Source organism: Sphingomonas glacialis, from assembly GCF_006439055.1.
Taxonomy (GTDB): Bacteria; Pseudomonadota; Alphaproteobacteria; order Sphingomonadales; family Sphingomonadaceae; genus Sphingomonas; species Sphingomonas glacialis_A.
In genome coordinates this window covers 1,468,293-1,488,378 of record NZ_RCZC01000002.1, presented here as the reverse complement: position 1 = coordinate 1,488,378, position 20,086 = coordinate 1,468,293, and the positions used below count along the sequence as shown (strand labels likewise).

At 63.8% G+C, this 20,086-nt stretch carries 13 protein-coding genes and 1 pseudogene; 9 read left to right on the top strand and 5 right to left on the bottom strand.

Features of this window, described 5'->3' with window-relative positions; translation table 11 throughout:
* The first annotated feature begins 9 nt into the window (after positions 1 to 9).
* Both tnpC and EAH76_RS10870 read left to right on the top strand, forming a co-directional pair.
* On the top strand, positions 10 to 1,656 hold the full coding sequence (tnpC, locus tag EAH76_RS10875) for an IS66 family transposase (protein WP_140850198.1): 1,647 nt from the start codon (positions 10 to 12) through the stop codon (positions 1,654 to 1,656).
* A complete protein-coding gene (locus EAH76_RS10870) occupies positions 1,656 to 1,889 on the top strand; it encodes a hypothetical protein (RefSeq protein WP_140850197.1) in 234 nt (77 codons plus the stop codon). Before tnpC ends, EAH76_RS10870 begins: the two co-directional genes overlap by 1 nt.
* 143 nt (positions 1,890 to 2,032) lie before the next feature.
* Here EAH76_RS10870 and EAH76_RS10865 read toward each other — a convergent pair.
* From EAH76_RS10865 to EAH76_RS10855, 3 genes and pseudogenes are all read right to left on the bottom strand, one after another.
* Positions 2,033 to 2,158 (bottom strand): annotated as a pseudogene (locus EAH76_RS10865) (transposase); the annotation flags it as partial.
* 232 nt (positions 2,159 to 2,390) lie between these two features.
* Positions 2,391 to 3,209 (bottom strand): endonuclease, encoded by an 819-nt coding sequence (locus tag EAH76_RS10860; RefSeq protein ID WP_140850196.1) that lies wholly within the window; start codon positions 3,207 to 3,209, stop codon positions 2,391 to 2,393.
* A gap of 227 nt (positions 3,210 to 3,436) precedes the next feature.
* The gene (locus EAH76_RS10855) at positions 3,437 to 5,746 is read right to left on the bottom strand and encodes an AAA family ATPase (protein ID WP_161989021.1); all 2,310 of its coding nucleotides are present in this window, start codon (positions 5,744 to 5,746) and stop codon (positions 3,437 to 3,439) included.
* Between the two features lie 171 nt (positions 5,747 to 5,917).
* Between EAH76_RS10855 and EAH76_RS23930 the strand changes: the two genes are divergently transcribed.
* The 6 genes from EAH76_RS23930 to EAH76_RS10830 all read left to right on the top strand — a co-directional run bounded on the left by EAH76_RS23930 (position 5,918) and on the right by EAH76_RS10830 (position 13,320).
* Positions 5,918 to 6,724 carry a hypothetical protein gene (locus EAH76_RS23930; protein WP_161989020.1) on the top strand — a complete coding sequence of 269 codons (807 nt, stop codon included), beginning with the start codon at positions 5,918 to 5,920 and terminating at the stop codon, positions 6,722 to 6,724.
* On the top strand, positions 6,721 to 7,296 hold the full coding sequence (locus EAH76_RS10850; RefSeq protein ID WP_140850194.1) for a hypothetical protein: 576 nt from the start codon (positions 6,721 to 6,723) through the stop codon (positions 7,294 to 7,296). Before EAH76_RS23930 ends, EAH76_RS10850 begins: the two co-directional genes overlap by 4 nt.
* Positions 7,296 to 10,736 (top strand): UvrD-helicase domain-containing protein, encoded by a 3,441-nt coding sequence (locus EAH76_RS10845; RefSeq protein WP_140850193.1) that lies wholly within the window; start codon positions 7,296 to 7,298, stop codon positions 10,734 to 10,736. The genes EAH76_RS10850 and EAH76_RS10845 overlap by 1 nt, the downstream gene beginning before the upstream one ends.
* Positions 10,737 to 10,838: 102 nt before the next feature.
* Positions 10,839 to 11,591, top strand: a complete 753-nt coding sequence (locus EAH76_RS10840; RefSeq protein WP_140850192.1) for a multiubiquitin domain-containing protein — start codon at positions 10,839 to 10,841, stop codon at positions 11,589 to 11,591.
* 2 nt (positions 11,592 to 11,593) lie between these two features.
* A complete protein-coding gene (locus EAH76_RS10835; protein WP_161989019.1) occupies positions 11,594 to 12,034 on the top strand; it encodes a Mov34/MPN/PAD-1 family protein in 441 nt (146 codons plus the stop codon).
* 89 nt (positions 12,035 to 12,123) lie between these two features.
* Positions 12,124 to 13,320: a hypothetical protein gene (locus EAH76_RS10830; RefSeq protein WP_140850190.1), complete on the top strand. Its 1,197-nt coding sequence runs from the start codon at positions 12,124 to 12,126 to the stop codon at positions 13,318 to 13,320.
* Between the two features lie 52 nt (positions 13,321 to 13,372).
* On the opposite strand, the gene EAH76_RS10825 is transcribed toward EAH76_RS10830, so the two are convergent.
* Together EAH76_RS10825 and EAH76_RS10820 are read right to left on the bottom strand one after the other, a co-directional pair.
* The gene (locus EAH76_RS10825) at positions 13,373 to 16,528 is read right to left on the bottom strand and encodes a UvrD-helicase domain-containing protein (protein ID WP_161989018.1); all 3,156 of its coding nucleotides are present in this window, start codon (positions 16,526 to 16,528) and stop codon (positions 13,373 to 13,375) included.
* A complete protein-coding gene (locus EAH76_RS10820) occupies positions 16,525 to 19,191 on the bottom strand; it encodes a PD-(D/E)XK nuclease family protein (protein ID WP_140850188.1) in 2,667 nt (888 codons plus the stop codon). Before EAH76_RS10820 ends, EAH76_RS10825 begins: the two co-directional genes overlap by 4 nt.
* A gap of 243 nt (positions 19,192 to 19,434) precedes the next feature.
* Here EAH76_RS10820 and EAH76_RS10815 point away from each other — a divergent pair, with 243 nt between their 5' ends.
* Positions 19,435 to 19,731: an exonuclease domain-containing protein gene (locus EAH76_RS10815; RefSeq protein WP_140850187.1), complete on the top strand. Its 297-nt coding sequence runs from the start codon at positions 19,435 to 19,437 to the stop codon at positions 19,729 to 19,731.
* Positions 19,732 to 20,086 lie beyond the last annotated feature (355 nt).

Here is a 20,086-nt window from a genome sequence, read left to right as displayed (position 1 = left end):
CTCTGCGTCATGGAAGCCGTCGTTTCGCCTCTTCCGGATGATATTGCAGCGCTCAAGGCGTTGCTTGCTGCCACGATCCAGCGCGCCGACGAGGCCGAGGCGCGCCTCGCTAACGCCGCGGCGCGCGAGAGCGCGACCCAGGCGATGATTGCGCACCTCAAGCTGCAGATCGCCAGACTCCGGCGCGAACAATATGGCGCCAGCGCCGAGCGTAGCCGGCGTCTGCTCGAGCAGATGGAGCTGCAGCTCGAAGAGCTGGAGACCGATGCCAGCGAGGACGATCTCGCCGCCGAGATCACCGCCGCCAGGGCGACCAGCGTCGCCCCGTTCGAGCGCAAGCGACCCGTCCGCAAGCCGTTCCCCGAACACCTGCCGCGCGAGCGCGTCGTCATCGCAGCGCCGTGCGCGTGCCCGGCCTGTGGCGGCACGCGCCTGTCGAAGCTCGGCGAAGACGTGACCGAGACGCTCGAGGTGATCCCGCGCGCGTGGAAGGTCATTCAGACCGTGCGCGAGAAGGTCGCCTGTCGGGACTGTGAGAAGATCACCCAACCGCCGGCACCGTTCCATGTCGTGCCCCGGGGGTGGGCCGGCCCCAGCTTCCTCGCGATGCTCCTGTTCGAGAAGTACGGCCAGCACCAGCCGCTGAACCGCCAGGCCGAACGGTTCGCCCGCGAAGGCGTGCCGCTCAGCGTCTCCACGCTCGCCGATCAGGTCGGCGCGGCCGCCTTTGCGCTCGATCCGCTCTACAAGCGGATCGAGGCGCATGTCCTCGCCGCCGAGCGGCTGCACGGCGACGACACGACCGTGCCGGTCATGGCCAAGGTGAAGACCGACGTCGGTCGCTTGTGGGTGTACGTCCGTGACGATCGACCGTTCGCGGGGGCCGATCCGCCGGCGGCACTGTTCCATTACTCGCGCGACCGACGCGGCGAACATCCCCAGGCGCATCTCGCGACCTGGTCCGGGATCCTGCAAGCCGATGCTTATGGTGGCTATGGTGCGCTGTATCGCGAAGGGCGCTTGCCCGGTTCGGTGCGCGAGGCTGGTTGCTTCGCGCATGCCCGGCGCAAGTTCTTCGAGCTTGCCGACGTCGAAGGTGCCGCGCGCAAGAAGAGCCGCGGCGAACAGGCTGGCATGATCTACCCGATCGCGCTCGAGGCAGTGCGACGGCTCGATGCCCTGTTCGACATCGAACGCGCCATCAACAGCAAGCCTGCCGCCGATCGTCTCGCGGTACGCCAGGATCTCAGCGCACCCTTGATGACCGAGCTTCACGCCTGGCTCACCGCCCAGCGAGCCGTATTGTCTCGCAACCATGATCTCACCAAGGCGATCAACTATATGCTTCGCCGCTGGGACGCGTTCACGCGGTTTCTCGAGGATGGCCGGGTCTGCCTCTCCAACAACGCGGCCGAGCGCGCCCTGCGTTGCATACCCTTGGGCAGGAAGGCGTGGCTGTTCTGCGGCTCCGATCGCGGCGGCCAGCGCGCCGCGATCCTCTACACGCTCATCCAGACCGCCCGGCTCAACGACATCGATCCGCAAGCCTGGCTCGCCGACATCCTCGCGCGCATTGCCGATCACTCTGCTATCCGGCTCCACGAACTGCTCCCGTGGAACTGGGAGCCTTCGCATCAGGTCGCGAAAGCCGCCTGATGGCAGCCCCATCGATGGTCTTCACCGCTCGCTTCGCCGCCAGCCGACTGGGCGTCGACATCGACGTGATCGAACAACTTGCGGAACAGATGGCACCCGAAGACGGCTGCCTAAGCATCATTAACAGCCTCGACGAAACAGCAGAGTCCGTTACCGGCTTCACCCGCCAAGGCCTCGACTACCTCGACGAACTTCTAGACGAACGTCGGTTACAGTTCGTTGGAGACCTGTGACTCCGCCGCGGCCTTCGCCGGATGGGTACGTTTAGACGCGCTTTTGAGCTCCTCGAAAGCGGTCACTCGTTAATCTTAGGCACCGACAGGCTTCGGCGTCCGGTCAAGCGGGCGAAGTGACCTGGATTTCTGCATTCCGGTAGCCGCCAGTAGATGCCGTTCAGCACGCGTCGATCATCCACCCGAGGCACACCGCGCGGCTTGTTCGGCAACAGGGGCTCGATCACCGACCACTCGAAGTTCGATAGCTCGTATCGACGCTGGCTCATTCACCGCTCCTCTCAAGGAGCTTGCATCATCAATCACATCGATACGCCAGACCTTTATGAGTGCGCGCCCTAGACCAAAGACTGTGAGGTCGCACCAAATATAGTCGGTTAGGTGAAACGACGCGTCGTGCTCAGCTATCGTCCGTGCGTAATTCGATCGACGATTTTGTCGCGCTTTGCCGCTTTAACGAAGCGCAAATTCCGCCGCGAGGTCAATTAGCTACGAAATGTGTCAAATTAACTCCGCCGCAAAAGTGCGAATCCACGCCGACACCATCGACGCAAACGGTTCATCGGGTTGCGCCATGGCCTTGATCTCCGACAGCAACCGCGCGGTTACCGCGCGCAGCTTGGCGACAGAGCGCTGACGGGCTGGCTCGTCGGCGGCCGCGGCAAGCGGCAAAAGCTCAAGGGTATCGGCAGCGCCCGCGACATCGACCAGCAAGGTTGCAAGAACATCGAGGCGACGCAAGATCCGTGTCCGCTCCTGGACGAGTGCGAGCCGGTTGAGGCCAAAGATTTGGATCGAGACGGCGCCGCGCACGCTGACCCCGGCATGCTGTGCGGCGCGTTCGATAGCGGCAACGTCGTCCGAGAGCGCGGGCAAAGCGATTGGCATAGCTGGGCGCGGTTGGCCGGGCAGCAATGTCGGCGCCGGATAGACAAGCCCTAAAGGATTCTGGCGGTCGATGTAAAAACGGAGATGCTCTTCAGGATCGTCGCTGCACGGGTTGATCAACAGCGCGCTCTCGGCAGCTATCGAGGCAGGCAAATTGGCAGGCAAAGGCTCGGCCGCCATGCGCGCGCCGCTGATCGGGAAGCAGCTCTCTTTTCCAGTGAGGATCGCGCGAAACCCACGAACCCTCTGATGATCAAGCACGCCGCTCACGCTGGCAAGCGACGCCGGCGTCGGTTGATAGCGACGCCGATTACAATCGATACAGCTCGGCAGCAAATTCTCCCAATGGCCGGCCAGCCACCAATAGCCGGGATGGCCGGGTGTTTCGGCAACCTCGCCCTTGGGCCGGAAATGCTCGATATCGACCGGCATGCCGACTTCGTAGCGCGCTTCGCAATAGGCGCATTTTCCGTGGAATAACGCATAGAGCGCGTGACGGACATCGTCGCCTTTATAGGCAGTGAAACCGTAGCTTTTGGTGCGGGCTGGGTTTGCATAATAGGTGCGAGCCCGCGCAAGTTCGCGCGCCCCGGCCGTGCGGAGGCCAGCCAGGCTCGACGGGCTCGCGACATCGTAGCGGTTGACCTTGCGCACCGCGTCTAGAGCTCCGCCAGTGCCGCGGCGATGGCCGAGCGTGTGTGATCCTGCAATTTGCCCAAATCTTCCGATCGTGTCGCGCGGCGCTCCGCCAAAAACTGCTCGACAGCCTCTTGAATCAGCTGTTCGACCCGGGTCGATCCAATCGGAATCGACCGCCTGACTTGCGCACGTAGTTTCGTCCGCAGATCGCGCAGCTGAAGCACGTCTTCGGGCTGCAGACGATCCGCGCGCTCGAGCGCGACGAGGTCGGCCGTTCGCGCCAAGCTGTCTTCGGCATCGCTTGCATCAGTAGAGAACAGGTTGAACAGGTCGGACGTCAGCAATTGTTCGAGGGTGAGCATGTCGATTTCGGGCAGATCGCTCAATATCTCGACAGTCTCGGGCAATTCACCGTGTGCGGGTGACGGGCGGCGCCGGCGGCGAAGCGCGACGACCTCATGCGTGGCAACGCCTCGCAGACATAATGGGTCATGGGTCGTCACGATGAAGCTGACGCCCGGCAGCGACTGACGCAGACCGGTCATGATTCGCATCTTCCAGCGTGGATGGAGATGGGCCTCGACTTCGTCGATCAGGACGATGCCGCGCGCCCGTGCGAGCGAAGGGCTGCGCGAATCCTGGGCGTCCAGCAACCCGCGCATGATATCGCACGCCATTGCCAGGACAGCGCGAAACCCCGACGACAAGGCGTCGAGCGGTGTATGCACGCGCGCAACAATGCCGTTCGCCAATTCGGTGGCGATCGACAGAACGAAGGTGCCGCGCTCGTCGCGTTCGATTACCTCGAACGCTTGGTCGACCGCCAAAATGGAGCGCAAGGCGCGCACTACTTCGGCGAATTCAGGCTTGTCGTAAAGTCTCGCCAGCCAGGTTTCGGGATTGGACAAGACGTGGCCTGGCTCGAGAAGCGACCGGACTCGGTAGCCACTGCCGTCACGCCGGACTGCGTCGGTGAACAATCGGTACGCGCCATAAGCGAACACCGGAAGCCGGGGCCGCTCTTCCTGCTGCCTTTCGTTGCGCGGCCAGCCGGGCGCAATCTGCACGTGCTCGATAAAACCGTCTTCATAGGTGATCTCAATCGACCCGCCGCGCGCCGGGCCGTCACCGCCGAGATAAGCGGGCTGTAGCATGTAGCGCGCGGCTTCTTGCTTAAGCGCGCGACGTTGTTGCTGAGAGCCGAGCGCCAGCGCGATGGCTTCGAGGATCGAGCTCTTGCCCGTCGCATTCTCCCCGAGGATGATAAGCGTGCTCGCCCGTGTGAGATCGCCCGGCGCCGATGACGGCGGATTGGGCAAGGCGAGGTCGAGCGCTTCGATGCTTTTAAAATTGCGGATCGTGACATGGGTCGGTCGCGGCGCATGGGTCGATTGCACGGGCGGGATGCGCGTTCGACCGCCCACCAAGTCCTCAAAATCATCATTAAGGTCAAAGGCCGCGGCACGCAGTTCGTCGGCAAAGCCCGGTCGGCGCAGCCGCGAGAGATAATATGTCTCAATGCGCTTGCTCGACAGGTTCACTCGCGAAGCGTCGCCACCGAGCCGCCGCGCCAGCTGGTAGAGCAACAGCATCCACGCGCCACCGTGGAGCAACTCGCCATAGCGAAACAGCGCTGATGGCGCGACACCGTCGCCATTCGTGAGCCGTTCGAGATAGAGCGACAGCGCGCTACGCCGTGAATTGGTGACGTCGCCGCGGTCGAGCGCGAAATGCGTGATGGTGAACGCGCCGCGTTCATCCAACCCCAGCATTCGGCCATCGGGCAGCACGAGCAGATGTTTGCGCAAATCTTCGTCGCCACTCGGGTCGAGCAGAAGCGGATTTTCGCTCGGCTGGGTTCGCCAGCTGCCGGTTGGCTGTTCGGCGTACGCCTCGATTTCATAACGCTCGGGCAACGCGCAGCGTTTGCCGCGGACCGGGAAGATCGAAGCTTCCTCGGGTCGGCAACCCGAGCAGATAGGGTAGATGTTGCTCCAGCTGTTCGCGAGCCACGTGTAATAAAGATGGGCGCGATCGCCATATTCGGTCGGCGCGTCGCTGGTTGGCCCCGCTTCCTCGGTTGGGCGAAATCGGTAGGCACTGGTGGGAACGGCGCGCTCGCAAAACGCGCAGTGGCCTTTGAACAAGCGCTCGAGCGACGTCTGGAGTTCCTGGTCGACGATCGCCAAGCCTTCCATGGCGTAGCGAGTTTGCGCAGCAACGTCGGTATCGCTTGAAAACGCCGCGCGGAGCATCGCGCGCGCGCGGCGCGTACGCTCATCGAGCAGGCACGCCGGTGCCGGCTCCTCGGACCGGTCGATCACAATCACGCTTAGCGCTCTCCACGTGCGGTTGCCGCATTTTGTGCCGTCATGCCGCGTGGCGGCGGTTAAGGCGAGTGCTCGGCTGAAAAGGCGCGAAGTTTTCCGATCCGCATAGGTTTTAGCGATTGTCACATTGGCACGCGCATTCGCCATGGCTATCGTGAGATGAGGATGGGGATGACCGACATTAACGACGCTAGCGAGGGCGGCATTCCGGCATTGCGCAAGCAAAAGGTCGACGGGACGCCGTACGTGCGCCCGCCCGACATCGAGGGCCTGCTTGGTGTTCTCGTAAAAATCGATGAAGACGATGCATTGGCCCGAGCCAGGATCCGTCGCCGGAGTGCGCCGGGCTGGTTGCCCGGTGAATGTCTGATCCACATGCTGCGCCGGGCCGGGCGCCGTCGTGACCAGCGCTCTTACAACAAGTGGTGCACGCTCATTCTCGAGCGCGTTCGCGCTGGGCTGCCGCGCGCGGACGGCGAGGCTGTTGCTGCACGGACGATCGAGTTGACCGACTACGCGCTTGATCGTTTCGTCGGCATGCTGGGCCCCGACCTCGCGGGCTATGACGAGCGACTCGATATCTGGGAAGCGCGCTTTGATCTCGCGCTCGCCAATCTGCGGCGCGATGCATTCCGCCGCCATGCTTCGGGCGATGAAGTGGGCGAAGCGGTCAGCCTGGGCGATGATGCGGCGCTCGCCGCTGAGGTAGAGCGCGCGCGCGGTGCGTTCGATCCGTTTGATCCTGCGCGGGACGCCGAGGATGATTTCCGATCGCGTGTGTGGGCTGCGATTAATGCGCTGCCAACGGAACAAAACAGGATTCTGACCATGATGCGCGAAGAGATGCCCGTCGGGACCGGCGCGGCAGGCGAGATATCAATGTCTGGCGTGCTCAACCGGACACCGCGCACGATTCTGAACTACAAACTCAAGGCGATCGCCGCCGTGCGGCGTGCCGTTCTGGGAGACGAGCTGTGAGCGCGACCGTCCCGACACTGGATGATGTGCTCGAATCATTCCTGCTCGACAGCGCTGAGCCGGACGCCTTGCGGCGCTATCTCACCGCCTATCCCGATCATGCGCTCGACCTGCTCGACTTGGTGCATCAATTCCAGCTCAGCCCGGTTGACGACATCGGCGCACTCGGGCCGATCGAACAAGCGGCAGTCGAGCGGGCGTTGACGAAAGTCGGTGACGTCTGGCCGGCGGCCGCACCCGGCGAGCGCGACGTGTTCGCCGTACTTGGCCGCGCCGCCTATGCCGAGCTTGCGCGTACGCTGGATGTGCCGCTTCAAGTCATCGCCGCCGTGCGCAACCGGCGTGCTATCCCAAGCACGATTCCATCGGGCTTCCTGCGGCGCATGGCGACCGCGCTCAATGGCAGCGTCGACGATCTGCTGTTCAGCATCGGTGCGCCGCGCACCGCCACGAGCAGCTACAAGTCAGTCGATCGGCCGACACTCCAAGAGCCGGTCCCGTTCGAGCGCATTCTGATCGATGCGCGGGTCTCTGACGAACGCAGACTGGCGATCCTCGCGGACCGCGATTGATGGATGGGATCGAGGCCGTTCGCCGCCCGGCGGCCTCGTATCATGCGCAGGCGGTTGCGCGTGGGCTCGATCCCTGGACGCCCTTCCAGCTCGTGCTGAGTGAAGTCGAGCGCGCCGGTTATGTCGCCGAAGCGATTGAACCAGGGTCGGCGCAACTCGACGGTGCGCTGGCCAAGCTGCTGCCCGATATGGGGCTTATTCTTTACAGCGACACCGGCGATCCCTTCCAGCATGCGTTGCTCGTGGCGCACGAACTAGGGCATGCCTTATTCGGGGACGCTGTCGAACGCTGCGACGTCCAACCCGATCGCCAGGGTGACGAAAGTGCAGATGATACCGGGCATGTCATTGCGCATGGACCGCGCCAACGTCGCGAGATCCAGATGGACATGTTCGCGCGCGAGCTCGTGCTGCCGCGCCCGTTCGTGCGCGCGCAGCATCTCGAGCATGATCTGGGTGCGATGGACATCGCGCTGCGGATGGGCGCGCACTATGATAGTGTCGCTCAGCAGCTGCTTGACGCGTTGCTGGTGCCCGAAGCGCCGCCAAGCAAGGCGCGCCCTACGATCAAGCTCCAGTCCGAACAGACGCAGGCCGCTTACAGCGAGATCACACCGTACCTTCTCGAGGCAGGACCAGGGACCGGCAAGACCGAGACACTCGTCGGGCGCGTAACGTGGCTGCTCGGCAATCAGACGGTGTTGCCCGGCGAGATCCTGGTGCTGACTTATTCCAACAAGGCGGCGGGCGAGCTGTCGGCGCGCATTGCCGGCGATAATGTCGATGCCCTTGCCGAGATGTGGATCGGCACCTTCCACGCGTTCGGGCGCGACCTGATCCATGCTTTTGGCGACCGAGTGCATCGGTCACGCACGCCGCATTTCATCGATCGTGTGCGCGGCATCGAGCTACTCGAACATGAGGTGCCCAAACTCGATCTCTACCGGTTGGGAGAGCTCTACGACCCGACGCAGACCCTCGACAAAGCGCTCGAGGCGATTGCGCGCGCGCAAGATGAAATGTGCGATGCAGCCACGTACACCGCATTGGCACAGGCGCAGCTGGATCGCGCGCGCGCTCTGCCGGATGACGGCAGTGACTCACACGTAGAGGCGCTCGAAAACGCCGAAGTCGCTTGCGATATCGCCACCATCTACACGCGCTACGAAGCGCTGAAGCGCGAGCAGTCGCTGGTGGATTATGGCGACTATGTCATGCTCGGTGCGCGCTTGCTCGAAACCGACGCCGACGCGCAAAACTATGCGCGACGCTACGCTCACGTCCTTGTCGATGAATATCAGGATGTGAACGAAGCCAGTGTCCGGCTGCTCAAGGCGCTTTGCCCCGGCGGCAGGGGGCTGTGGGCAGTCGGTGATCCGCGCCAGTCTATCTACCGGTTTCGCGGCGCTTCCTCGCGCAATATCGCGCGGTTCGGCGTAGATTTTCCCAGCGGTCGCGGCAGCACGTTGGCGCGCAACCACCGGTCGCGCGAAGAGATTGTAAAGCTCGTCTCACATTTCGGTACCGGTATGACGCGGGTTGCCGGTTCGGGCGATCCCGCTTTCAGGCCGTATGAAAAGCTTGGCCCGGTGCGCGGGCCATGCGGTGTCACACCCGAACTGATCGTCTATCCGCGCACCTCATGCGCTGCGCCCGCGCTGGCAGACATGATCGCGGCCTCGGTGACGCAAGACGCCAGCTACCGCGATCACTGCATCCTGGTGACCAGCAATGTGAAACTCGCGACCATCGCGCGTCAGCTCGAAGAGCTCGAGATCCCGACCCTTTTCCTCGGCTCGTTATTCGAGCGCGGCGAAGTCAAAGATGTTCTCAGTCTTTTGTCCTTGCTCAATGACAAACGCGCGGGCGCTATCGTCAGAGTTGCGTGCATGGCGGAATTCGCCATGTCGCTCGACGACGTTGCGACTATGTTGCGCACGCTGCGAAGCACGGCGGAGGCGCCCGACTGGATCCGCCATCCCGATACCGTGGCCAATGCGCAGTCGGAAAGCGGCGGCGCCGGCGTTCGCGCGCTTGCGGCGACGCTTAACGCCGTCGATCGTACACAGTTCATATCGCGAATTGTGTGTGAGCTGCTCCTCGATCACAGCCGCCTCGCCGCGCGGCTTGCCGCGAGGACCGACCCAGCCGGCACTACAGCGGCAATGGCGGTGTGGCAGCTGGTCAACTTCACGCGCACCCAGCGCGGGCGCGAAAGCCACGACATTTCGCGCATGATCGCGCGTATCCGGCGATTGATCCAGTTGGGTGAAGGTCGTGAACTCAGTCAATTGCCGGCGGCCGCGCAATCGATCGATGCGGTCCGCTTGATGACCATTCACGGCGCCAAAGGCCTGGAGTTCAACAGTGTTCACCTGTTGGGCCTCAACGAAGACACGTTGCCGAAGACACAGCGCGACAAGGGCTTTGCCCCGCCCGAGGGCATGATCCAGCATGCGCGGGGATCCTGTAGCGAGGAACTCGACGCCAGCCACCGCGAGGAACAGGAATGCTTGCTGTACGTGGCGCTGTCGCGTGCCCAAGAGCGCTTGTATCTCTATCGCGCGGACCAAGACGAGCGAGAGACGCGGCGTCCGCCATCGTCGTTTGTCGAGCGGTTGAAACCGTTCATCACGGAACGCTCCCTCGAGCCCAGCCGTGCGCTGCCGCCGGCTCCGTGCGCTAACGCGGTCTCCATAACTTTGCCGGAGAAGTGGAGCGTTCCGGCTTGGCAAATCGATGTGTATCGCAAATGCCAGCGGCGGTTTCTCTATGTGCATCTGCTCGGCGCGGGGACCGCTTTGCAAAAAACCGTGCTGCGCCGTGTGCACGACGCAGTCCATGACGTGTGCAATGTCCTCGCCGATCGCGTCGTGATGCCCGAGTGCGACGCTCTGCGCGACATGGTCACGGCTGCGTGCAGTCATCCCGACATTGCCGACCATGGGAACGCCTATGGCCTGCTCGATCTGGCGACGCGCCTAGTGCAGCGCTACGCCGACGCGCGAGCCCAGACTACGCGGCGCGATCATCCCGAGTTCCAGATGTCGGTGGCCGGCGTCATCGTGTCTGCCCGTCCGCATGAAATCCTCGAAACGCCGGATGGGACGGTCCTCCGCCTGCTCAAAACCGGGCATGCCGCGAAGAAATTTGGTGACACGGTCGAGGCACGGATGATCGTGATTGAAGCCGGCTTCGATATCCCTGAGGCAAGTGTCGAAGTTTTGTATCTGGCGGATGCCGCTGCTCCCGAAGCCGTTTCTACCAAGCGGGACACGCGCGCTCAAAATGCCTTGAACAAAATGCTCATTACGGCTGTCGAACGGATCGCGGAGGGCGTATTCCCGACCCAGCCCCATCACAGCGTTTGCGCAAATTGTCCCGCGCTCCTGCAATGCAATGCGCTGCCGGCTGGCGCGCTCAACCTGCGCGCCGACTGAAAAAAATCGTCGTGATGCCCGCGCTTGTCGTTCCGGTCGAGCACACCCGGCGCGATTGACCAACCAGAGCCCAATTGAAGGCTTCACGGTTGGAGTTGATCAATGAATTACGAACATTTGGACGGCCTCACCGAGGCCCGCGATGACGGCATCGAGCGCGGTCAGGCCACCCGCTACATCCTGCATTTCGGGGATGGCGACCTGAACTTTCGCCCGTTGACGTTCACTGATCCGGTGCCGCTCGGGCGCCAAATCCTGGAAGCGGCAGGTATCCGCGGCGTCGAACAGGTCGCCCTCGTTGCGCTGTTGCCCAGCGGTCCGATGGAAGACGTCCGCCTCGGTGAACCACTCGACTTGAGGGCGCGTGGGATCGAGCGCGTGATCGCCTTCCGCACCGATATCTTGTTCCCCGCCTTCCTTCAGGGACAAGAATTGCTGTGGGGCCGCGCCACCATCACCGGCGAAGAACTTTACAGCCTGGCGACGCTTGATGCGAGCGAGATGCTTTTCATCGATACCCCCGGCGGCACCGATGTGCCCATAACGCCCGACAGCGTCATCAATCTCGCTACGCCGGGTGTCGAACGCTTCGTCGCTGCACCCAGGCCCGTGCCCGGCTTTGAAGTCACGATCAATTTCAACGGTGTGTTGCGCCGCCTGCGCGTAAAGCCCCAGGAGCGAATCGCCGAGGTGCTGGCTGCCGCGCGACCCTTGTTCGGCAACCCTGGCGGCGATCTGGTGCTGGTCGAGCCGGCAAGCGGGCGCATTCTTGATCCCAACCACACCGTGGCCGAGGAAGCGATTGTGCCCGACGGCCAGCTCCTGTTGCGTCCCCGCGCAGTTCAGGGCGGCTGACCGTGACTGTCAAGATCTCCCGGCAGCTGTTCGCGCAAAGTTTCGAGCAGCTGCGGTGCTGCGGCGCTGGCCGCAGAGAATGTCAGGCACTTTGGGTCGGACCTTGGTCCGACCCAGAGCTGATCACGCGCATGGTTCACCCTACCCACAGCGCGAGTGCGGGCGGGTTCCAGCTCGACGGGGCCTGGCTGACACATTTCTGGACGGAATTGGGCGAGGCTGGGGAGGGCGTTCGCGTGCAGGTTCACACCCACCCTGGCGCCGCTTATCACTCCGCCACCGACGACGCATTTCCGATTCTGGCCGTACCGGGGTTTCTGAGCCTCGTCATCCCGCGCTTCGCTACGGGCGACATCGGATTTGATGCAGCCTTTCTTGCCCAGCTGGACGACGCCGGCCGTTGGTCCGAGGTTTCGATCCACGATCATCTGGAGATCATCTGATGTCCCTAGTCGAGAGTTTGTCGCGCACGCTCCTGCTGATGCGCAACGACCTGGTTCCCGAAGTCGATGACACGGCTTTGCTCGAGGCGTTGACGACGACGCGCGTCGCCTTGAGCGCTGGGCCAGACACCTTGGCCACGCATTCCGGGCAGTCGGCGCTGGTGACCGCCGCGCTGACCCTGGCACGCTCGGGCCATGAGGTGTGGATCGCGGCACCCGAAGCCGCACGTTTGGGCGCGCAGCCACCCCTGCGCGGTGCCGCGCTGTTAGCTGGCCTTGTCGATGCCGGAGAGAATCTCTTGCCCGGCCGGGCTTTTCATTTGGGCATGCCGGACGCAACCGATCTGGCGATCGTCTTCGGCGCGGCTGCAGTGCCACCGCAGGCGCAAAGTGCCATCATGCTCGACGCTGGCTCCTGGTCGGCACGCCTGTCGACCCAGCCGACGCGCTGGTCGGGGGACGCCTGGCCGCTTGGCGGCATTGCCGCCGGCGTGCTGGCCGCGGCCGAGGGCTTCAAGATGGCGATGCGCCGGCTCGCGCCGCATGCGCATGCGCGCGAATATTTCGATGAACTCTACGCACCCGCCGGAGAAACTATTTTCAATCTCGCGCCGGCTGACACGCCGCAATCGGTCGCGCTTGCGTCGTTCGATTTGATCAGCGGAGGCGCTATCGCAAACGCTGCCTTGTTCGCATTGGCCAGATTACCTGGTGTGACCGGCGATGGACGTGTCCTCGACGACGATCGCTCCGCGCTCAGCAACCTCAACCGCAATGCCCTGCTGCGCCGCGGTGCGCTCGATGAGTATAAGGTCGTCGACCTGGCAAAGATGATCGACGGCGTCACGCTGTCCCCGACACCGTCGCGTTACGAAGCTGGTATGCCGCTCGGATCGACCGTGCTGGTGGGGGTTGATGATATCGCGTCGCGCTGGGCGGCCCAGGCGGCGGGGCCCGATTGGCTCGGCGTGGGCGCAACCGAAGGCTATGCCGTGATGGTGTCATCGCACGCACCCGATCAGCCTTGCGTTGGCTGCCTGCACCCGGTTGCCGCGATGCCGACCGGTCCTATCCCGACCGCGGCGTTCGTGTCGCTCCTGTCGGGCTTGCTGTTGGTGGCACGCTGGCAGCGCACACTGGGACACGAAGGCCCGGCGCTGCGCGACCAGCAGCAATTCTTGAATGCGCTGCGCCCCGAAGGCTGGGCCTATTCTGCCATGCCCTTGGCCAGCAACGCGGCTTGCCCGGTCGGCTGCCGGGCGAGCCGTGTTCGACACGCCGCCTGAACGTCGCAGCATAAAAAAAGGGGCGTTCGCTACGCGGGCGCCCCTTAACGCATCAAAATTCAACGCGCGACATCATGCCGCTGACGGGCTGATGCAGCCAATATTCGAAGCGCGTGCGACCCGTGATCTGGCCGAGCGCGCGCGCATAGAGTTCGACCTGCCCGGCGAAGGCGCGCAACCGATCGCTGTCGACCGCCATAGAGCCTGGAAAGCTTTTGTGGTCGATGATGGCATAGCCGTCGCCAAGATCGATCAACAGGTCGAGGCGGCCGGCGATAACCTGGCCATTTTCAAGCGCGTGCACCGGCCATTCGTCATGCCGGGTGCCGTCAGGAAATTGCCGCGTGATAAACGCGTGCAGCCGGTTGGATATCTCAACCAGATCCTCGCCGCGCAGCTGCGGCGCGCCCCACCGCGCCAGCATGGCGCCAGCGCGCTTCAAGCGCACATCCGGCGCCGCTGTAACATTGTCGGCGGCGAGAAAACGATGCACCGCTTCCCCGAGCAGCTGAAGGTCCGGATCGCCGGTCAGCGCAAAGCGCGGACCAAGTCGCTCGCCTAGTGTCAGCTTGACGGTCAGGCCATCGAAACGCGTCGCGCTGGGACGCACGCGTAGCGGCAGATGGTCAACCGGGGCGACCGGCACACGCGCATATTCGGTGGGCGGAGCCGGCGGCGTTTCGGCTATCGTGGCAGGGGTTGGCTGATCGCGCGTCGGTATCGCCGTGCCCGCGACGCTGAGCGGCATGCCGGCCTGAGCGGCAATGAGCGGTGCGTCGTCATCGCCGGTGAGCTCGCAAAGCCACGGCTGCTTATCGCTGGTGACCGCGAGCGCAAGATGATCGCGTGCGCGAGTCAGTCCGACGTACAGCAAGCGCACACGTTCGAGCCGCTCATCCCGCATGGCATCCGCACCTTGCGGCGACTGCGCTGCGGCCTCGTCGAGATGCACCTTGGCGCGCTGTTCGCCGTACGGCCACGGCCAGTAACTGAGGATGCGTGCGGCCAGCGGATCTGCCCAATGGGGTGGGGTCTCATCTTCCGCAGATACGCCGAACGGCCAAGCCTTGGCTGGGTCGTCGAGTGCCGCGAGAATGACGATTGGCCACTCCAGTCCCTTGGCGGCATGATAGGTCAGGATATTGACCGCCTGCGGATCGCGGCTTGGCGGCTGGCGTGCATCGCCGCGCTCGGCCAGCCACGCACTGGCACCCGCGAGCGTCGCTGCTTGCCGCTCGCTGCGCTGCTCATCCTGGTACAGGATCATCAAGCCGCGCAGTGCTTCGATATTCTGGAGCCGGCGCTCGGCATCTCCCCAGCGCAGCAGGCTTGCCATCAGCGTATCGACATGGAGAACGGCGTCGAGCACCTCGGCTGGTGTATAGCTCGCAGCTCGTTCTCTGATTGCGCCGAGCGCAGTGGCAAACGGCAAGGCGTCAGCAAGCTTGTCGCGAGCATCGCCCTCGAACACATGTTCGAACCACAAATCGTCATCCGAGGACAATCGCGCAAGTTCGGCCAAAGCGAGGCTGTCGCTGGAATCCGCGATCCAGCGAAACGCCGCCAAGATCAGCTCGATCTCCGGCTGGTCGATCAGCCCGGGTTGGTCGACCGCAACCTTGACCCCGTGCTGCGCCAGCGCGACAGCGAGATCGATCACCTGCGCATTGCCGCGGCACAGTATGGCGATATCGCCGCCATGCGCCGGCCGCGTGGTATTATCCTTATTGGTTACTGGCCAGGTGGTCGCTTCGTCGAGCAACCCGGCGACGCGAGCCGCCAGCAGCGCAGCGCGATCGTTCTTATTTTTGCCGGCAACCGACCACACCGACAGGGCAGCCGGCGTGCCTTCCAGTTCAGGTCGTTCGCAACCATCGAAAGCGATTTCGTCGACGGTCATGCCGGCGCGCAGCATGTTGGGCGTGATCGCGGCGTTGACGAAAGTGGCGAGTTGCGGACGCGTTCGGTACGATCGACGGAGAAAATTGACGGTGCCATCACTGGCCGCGGTGATCGCGGCCGCAGCCGTCGATGTGAGCGCGGGATCGGCGTCGCGAAACCCGTAGATCGACTGTTTCGGGTCGCCCACCCACAGGTTCGCCCCCGCGACGCGCGCAAGCGCAGAGAAGATCGCGATCTGGATCGGGCTCGAATCCTGATACTCGTCGACGAAGACCGCGCCAATCAATTCCTTGAGGCGCTCGGCGTTTTGCGGCGCACGCACGATGTCCAGGGCGAGCATCTCCTGATCGACGAAGTCGACGAGGCCGCGCGCTCGCTTATAGGCGTCGTAGGCGGCCATTGCCTCGCGCGCGCATTCGAACATGAGGCGGATATATTGGTCGATGTCGTCGCGCAGCCGTGGATGCGATGGATGTTCGACTGCGGCTGCCAGGACGTCAGTGAACAGCGCCGCGTCCGCCTTGATCGACCCGACCTTTGTGAGCCGGGCCCAGTCGGCCCAAGCAAGCGCGTCGCCATTGTCGAGGGCCCGGAGCGCTTTCTCGACCGTCAGTATTTCCTTGACCGTGCCTGCCTTCAAACTGTCGCGTGTTTGGTTGATCTGGGCGATGCAGGTTTGCAGCGCCGCTTTGAGTGCATTGTCCAGATCCTGCGCAGTGCGCGTGGGCTCTGGAAAGAGCGCAAGCAGGCCCGCACTCGATCGCGCCGCGCTCAGCGCAAGGCGGTCGGCGGCGATACCGTTGGAGCGCGCCAGATCGACAATGCGAAACACCTCATCGTGCCAGCCGCTGACCTTGCGCCCTTGGCCCGCGTAGCTCCGCGCGGGGATTCCGAGGCGCTCGGCAATGTCACTAATCGCCCGGCCATGCGCCTCAATAACCGGGCCAGCGGCGCGCGCGAAGATTGCAGCTTGCTGATCCTCGGCGATGACGTCGGCGACAGGCGCAAAACCCATCTCAAAGGCAAATTCAGCGATGAGGGTGCCGCAGACCGAATTAACGGTGCCGATCCGCGCCGACAGCATGGCGGCGCCGAGCTGAGGATGACCGGCGCTGATCAGCCGCGCGCGCACCCGCCCGGCGAGCTCGGCCGCGGCTTTCTTAGTGAACGTCGTTGCGAGAACACGGTGCGGGGGCATGCCGGCGATTACTGCCGCCGCGATATCCTCGACCAGCCGGTAGGTCTTGCCGGTCCCGGCGCTCGCAACGATCGTGTTGACTGGGTTGAGCACGGCATTCTCCGTCATGACAGGCCTCGCACGCGGCATAGCGTGGCATAATCGCACCATTCGCACCGCACTTCGCGCACCAACGCAATGTCGAGCGGCGCGAGGTCGGCCGCCCCCGGCACGCCTGTTGACAGCAGTTGCCCGTTATCAGCCGCGGTGCGCCAGCTCTGCCACGAGCTGAGGATGGCCGCCCATGTTTCGCCAAAGTCCCGCTGGGCGGCAACCTCGCGGCCGATAAGCCCTTCGCCAGCCAGCGTTGCGAATTGCTGCTGGTTGAGCAGAAAATAGCCGGCACGATAGGGCGCGTCGCCGGCGACCAACGCGCCATAGGTTGCGATTTGAACGGCCCGACCGCTTTCCAGCTCGTCGACGCGGTTCTTGTCGCTCCGTGTCCACTTGAGATCGACAATCACGGCATTACCGGCGGGATCGCGTGCGACGAGATCGACCGCGCCGCGCAGCGCCAGCAGCGTTTCGAACGTGCCACTGACCTGTTGCTCGGTAGCCTCCACCAGCAACCCATTGTCCTGAAGGCAGCGTGCCAAGCTTGCCATCGCGCGCGGTAATCGCCGCCGCGCGAGGTTCAACTCTTCTGCCAGCTCAGGCTGGCGCAGCGGTGCCGCAAGTTCGTCGATATGGGCATCGAGCAATTCAGTCGCCGTGGTCTCAGCCGCTGCCGGGTCGGGAGGCGGCCCCGGTGTGAAGATTGTGCGCGCCAACGCGTGTGCCAGGTTTCCCAATAGCTGGTTGCCATCGGGGATCGCGCGGACGCGGCCCGGGCGCAGATTGGCGACATGGCGCAGCGCCCACATCAATTGGCACGACAACAAGGCTTCAAGCGATGTCGCCGAATCCTGATGATCGACCAATCGCTCGGCAAATTTTGGCGGGGTCGGCCACTGCAGCCGCGCGGCCGGCAAGGCGCTGGGCGCGATCGCCAAACGCGAAAGCGAATGCCCGGCAAGCTCAATTTCTGGCCGGGCGAGCGCTGTCTCCAGCGCGATACGAGTAGCAAGGGTATCGAGCGCCGGTTTGAGACGATGCGCCAGCGGATGGCTGGCTTCATCGCTCGCGCAATCTGGCCCGGCGCTGATCAGCAGCAGATGGTCGCGGGCATGCATCACGGCGCGCTCCCACGCAGCACTGACCGCGCGCGCCGGCAAATCGATGGGATCAGCCGCGCAGCCCGCTGCTGCAAGTTCGGTGCGCTCGCTCTCGCTCCAGGGGGAGCGCCCGGTGCCGTCACTCGTCGCACTGAAGTTCCACCACACGACTGCGGGAGTGGGGGCCCAGACCGCGCCCGGATGCGTTACGGCGCGCCAGCCAGCTGCTTCGGCCTGCGCCATCGGGTTGGGCTGCCCGTCATCGAGCGCCTGTTCGATGATGCGTTCCACCAACAAACGGGGAAGTCGCTCGCGCCCAAGCGCAGCCAAGGCAGCCCGAACCTCGTTGGCAAGCGTGGCGGTTGCCGCCGCCAACATATCATCCGCCAAGGCGTAGCGTTGCCCTGCCCATTGCGCGACGGCATCGCACAACTCCAGCGCCTGCTCGACCGGCATGCCCGCCGTGGGATCCGCCAGTTTAGGCTCGGCCCAACGCCGCCACCGTGCGAGACGGGGCGCGATTTTCTTCAGAGCGTCGCTGTCCTCTGCTGCCCGTATGTTTTCCTCAGCCTCGATCGCATCCCACGCGTCACGCCAGGCCTCGCCTCCGCGGCCTGGCGCTTGCTCCAGCGCAGCAGCAAGCCGCCATGCGGCACGGCGGGAGATCGGCGGATTTGGAAGAACCAGCAATTCCATCATCGCGCGCGCATCGAAGGGAGCCCAGGCCGAGGTGAATGCCAGCAGGAGTAACTGGAGTGAGCCGCGGTGGACCGACTGCGCGCTGCGGCCTGCGCGCGGCTGCCCGGACGCGACCAGTCCGTGATCGAGAAGGTCCGTATCACCCCCTTGCGCAATCAGCGCGAAGCCGTCCGCGTCCTGTCCAGCAATCCACTGACCAACGGTTTCGGCAGCAAGCGTGGCGCTTGCCGCCGTCGCGACGGTGACACTGTCATCGGTACGGGTCAGGTCGTCCGCCGCGCCCTGCATCCAGCGTTGCAACTGTCCCAGCGAGCGTGTTGTGGGTGGCGCCGGCGCCAGTGCGATCTCCTCAATCTGGCACCCGATCTGCTCAAGCCGCGACAAGAGTCGGCGCAAGGGCTTTGGGCACATCTTACGCTGGTCGATCAGGCGAACGCGCGCGATTGGCGGGCGCGTCGCTGCCTCAAGGGACTGCAATATTCCGACAATACGATCGCTCAGACTGTCAGGAAGGTCACGGGCTGCGTGCGATAACGTCGCCAGGTCCGCCAGACGCGGGCTGGTCCAGGTCGCATCATCGCGCCAGCCAAGGCCGACAAGTTCATCGCGCCAGCTAAGCAAGGTGCGCGCGCTCGACCAAGGGTCGAGCGCAAAGGACTTAGACCAGAAGAACTCGCCGTCTAGGCCCGCAAGGTAGGCCTGCAGTCGCGCAATGCGCACCACCTGCGCGCTGGGCGGCCCGCCATTGCCGAGCATGGTTTCGATGATGTCGATGAGTCCGCGCGGTCCGACGACCGGTTGTCCCAACGCGCCATGTTCGCCGCCGCCATGATCGGGGCATGCGCCGCCGTCGGCCCACAGCCCAAAAACTACGTCCATGCCATCCCCCCTAGTGCGCCGAGCATGTCAGCATGTGCGGCAACGCTGCAACATTCAATGTCATCAGTTTCGAGGATTTTACCGCCCACCGGCGAGAGGCCAAAGACTGCAAAAGTATTTTATGGTTCCGCATAAGCGGGCAATCGCAGCGGTATCGACCTATCGGAAAAATTGTTTCGCCGAAGCTGCGATTTTGCAATCTAATTGGCTGCGCGATGATGCCGGTGAGAGATTGAAACCGAAATGCGCTTTCGTGTCCTTGATCTCGAGACGACCGGCTTTGAGCCACCCGCAGAGGTAATCGAACTCGGCATAGCCGATCTCCTGGGGGACGAGCGCGGTATGGCGATCGGCCCGCCCAGGTCTTGGCTCTATCGACCTCAGCACGGCATCCCGCCGGAGACCAAGGCAGTGCATCATCTGACCGAAAGCGACTTCGGACTGCTGACCTTTCCGTGTTCGCCGGGGCAGCTGCGCGGCTCGCTGATCGAGCCTGGAGTTGATATGCTCGTCGCGCATAACCGATACGGCTGCTATTGATGCCCGAATTGCCGTGCGCTGGGCGGTTAGGTGACGTCCGCTACTGGGGCCGCGAGGGATTGCCGGGAATGTCCGAAATTCGGCCGCTTAGCTGCCGGGTCGGAGAGTATGAACGAAAGGCCGCTCACCCCACTTCAGCGCCTGTAAGCGGCCATTCCGGTTTCCACCCGACCCTGCTAATTTGGCCGAATGATGACATGGCACTTGCTCAGATCGATCGTCAGCAAGCCGGATTTGCCACGCTGGCGATCGGTGACCGATACAGGAGAGCGCGACGTGGCTGTCGATGTCGGCTGCAGCCGCGCATGAGCGCCGGCCTCAAGCATCGGTTCGAGCAAATACGATTTATGTCTGA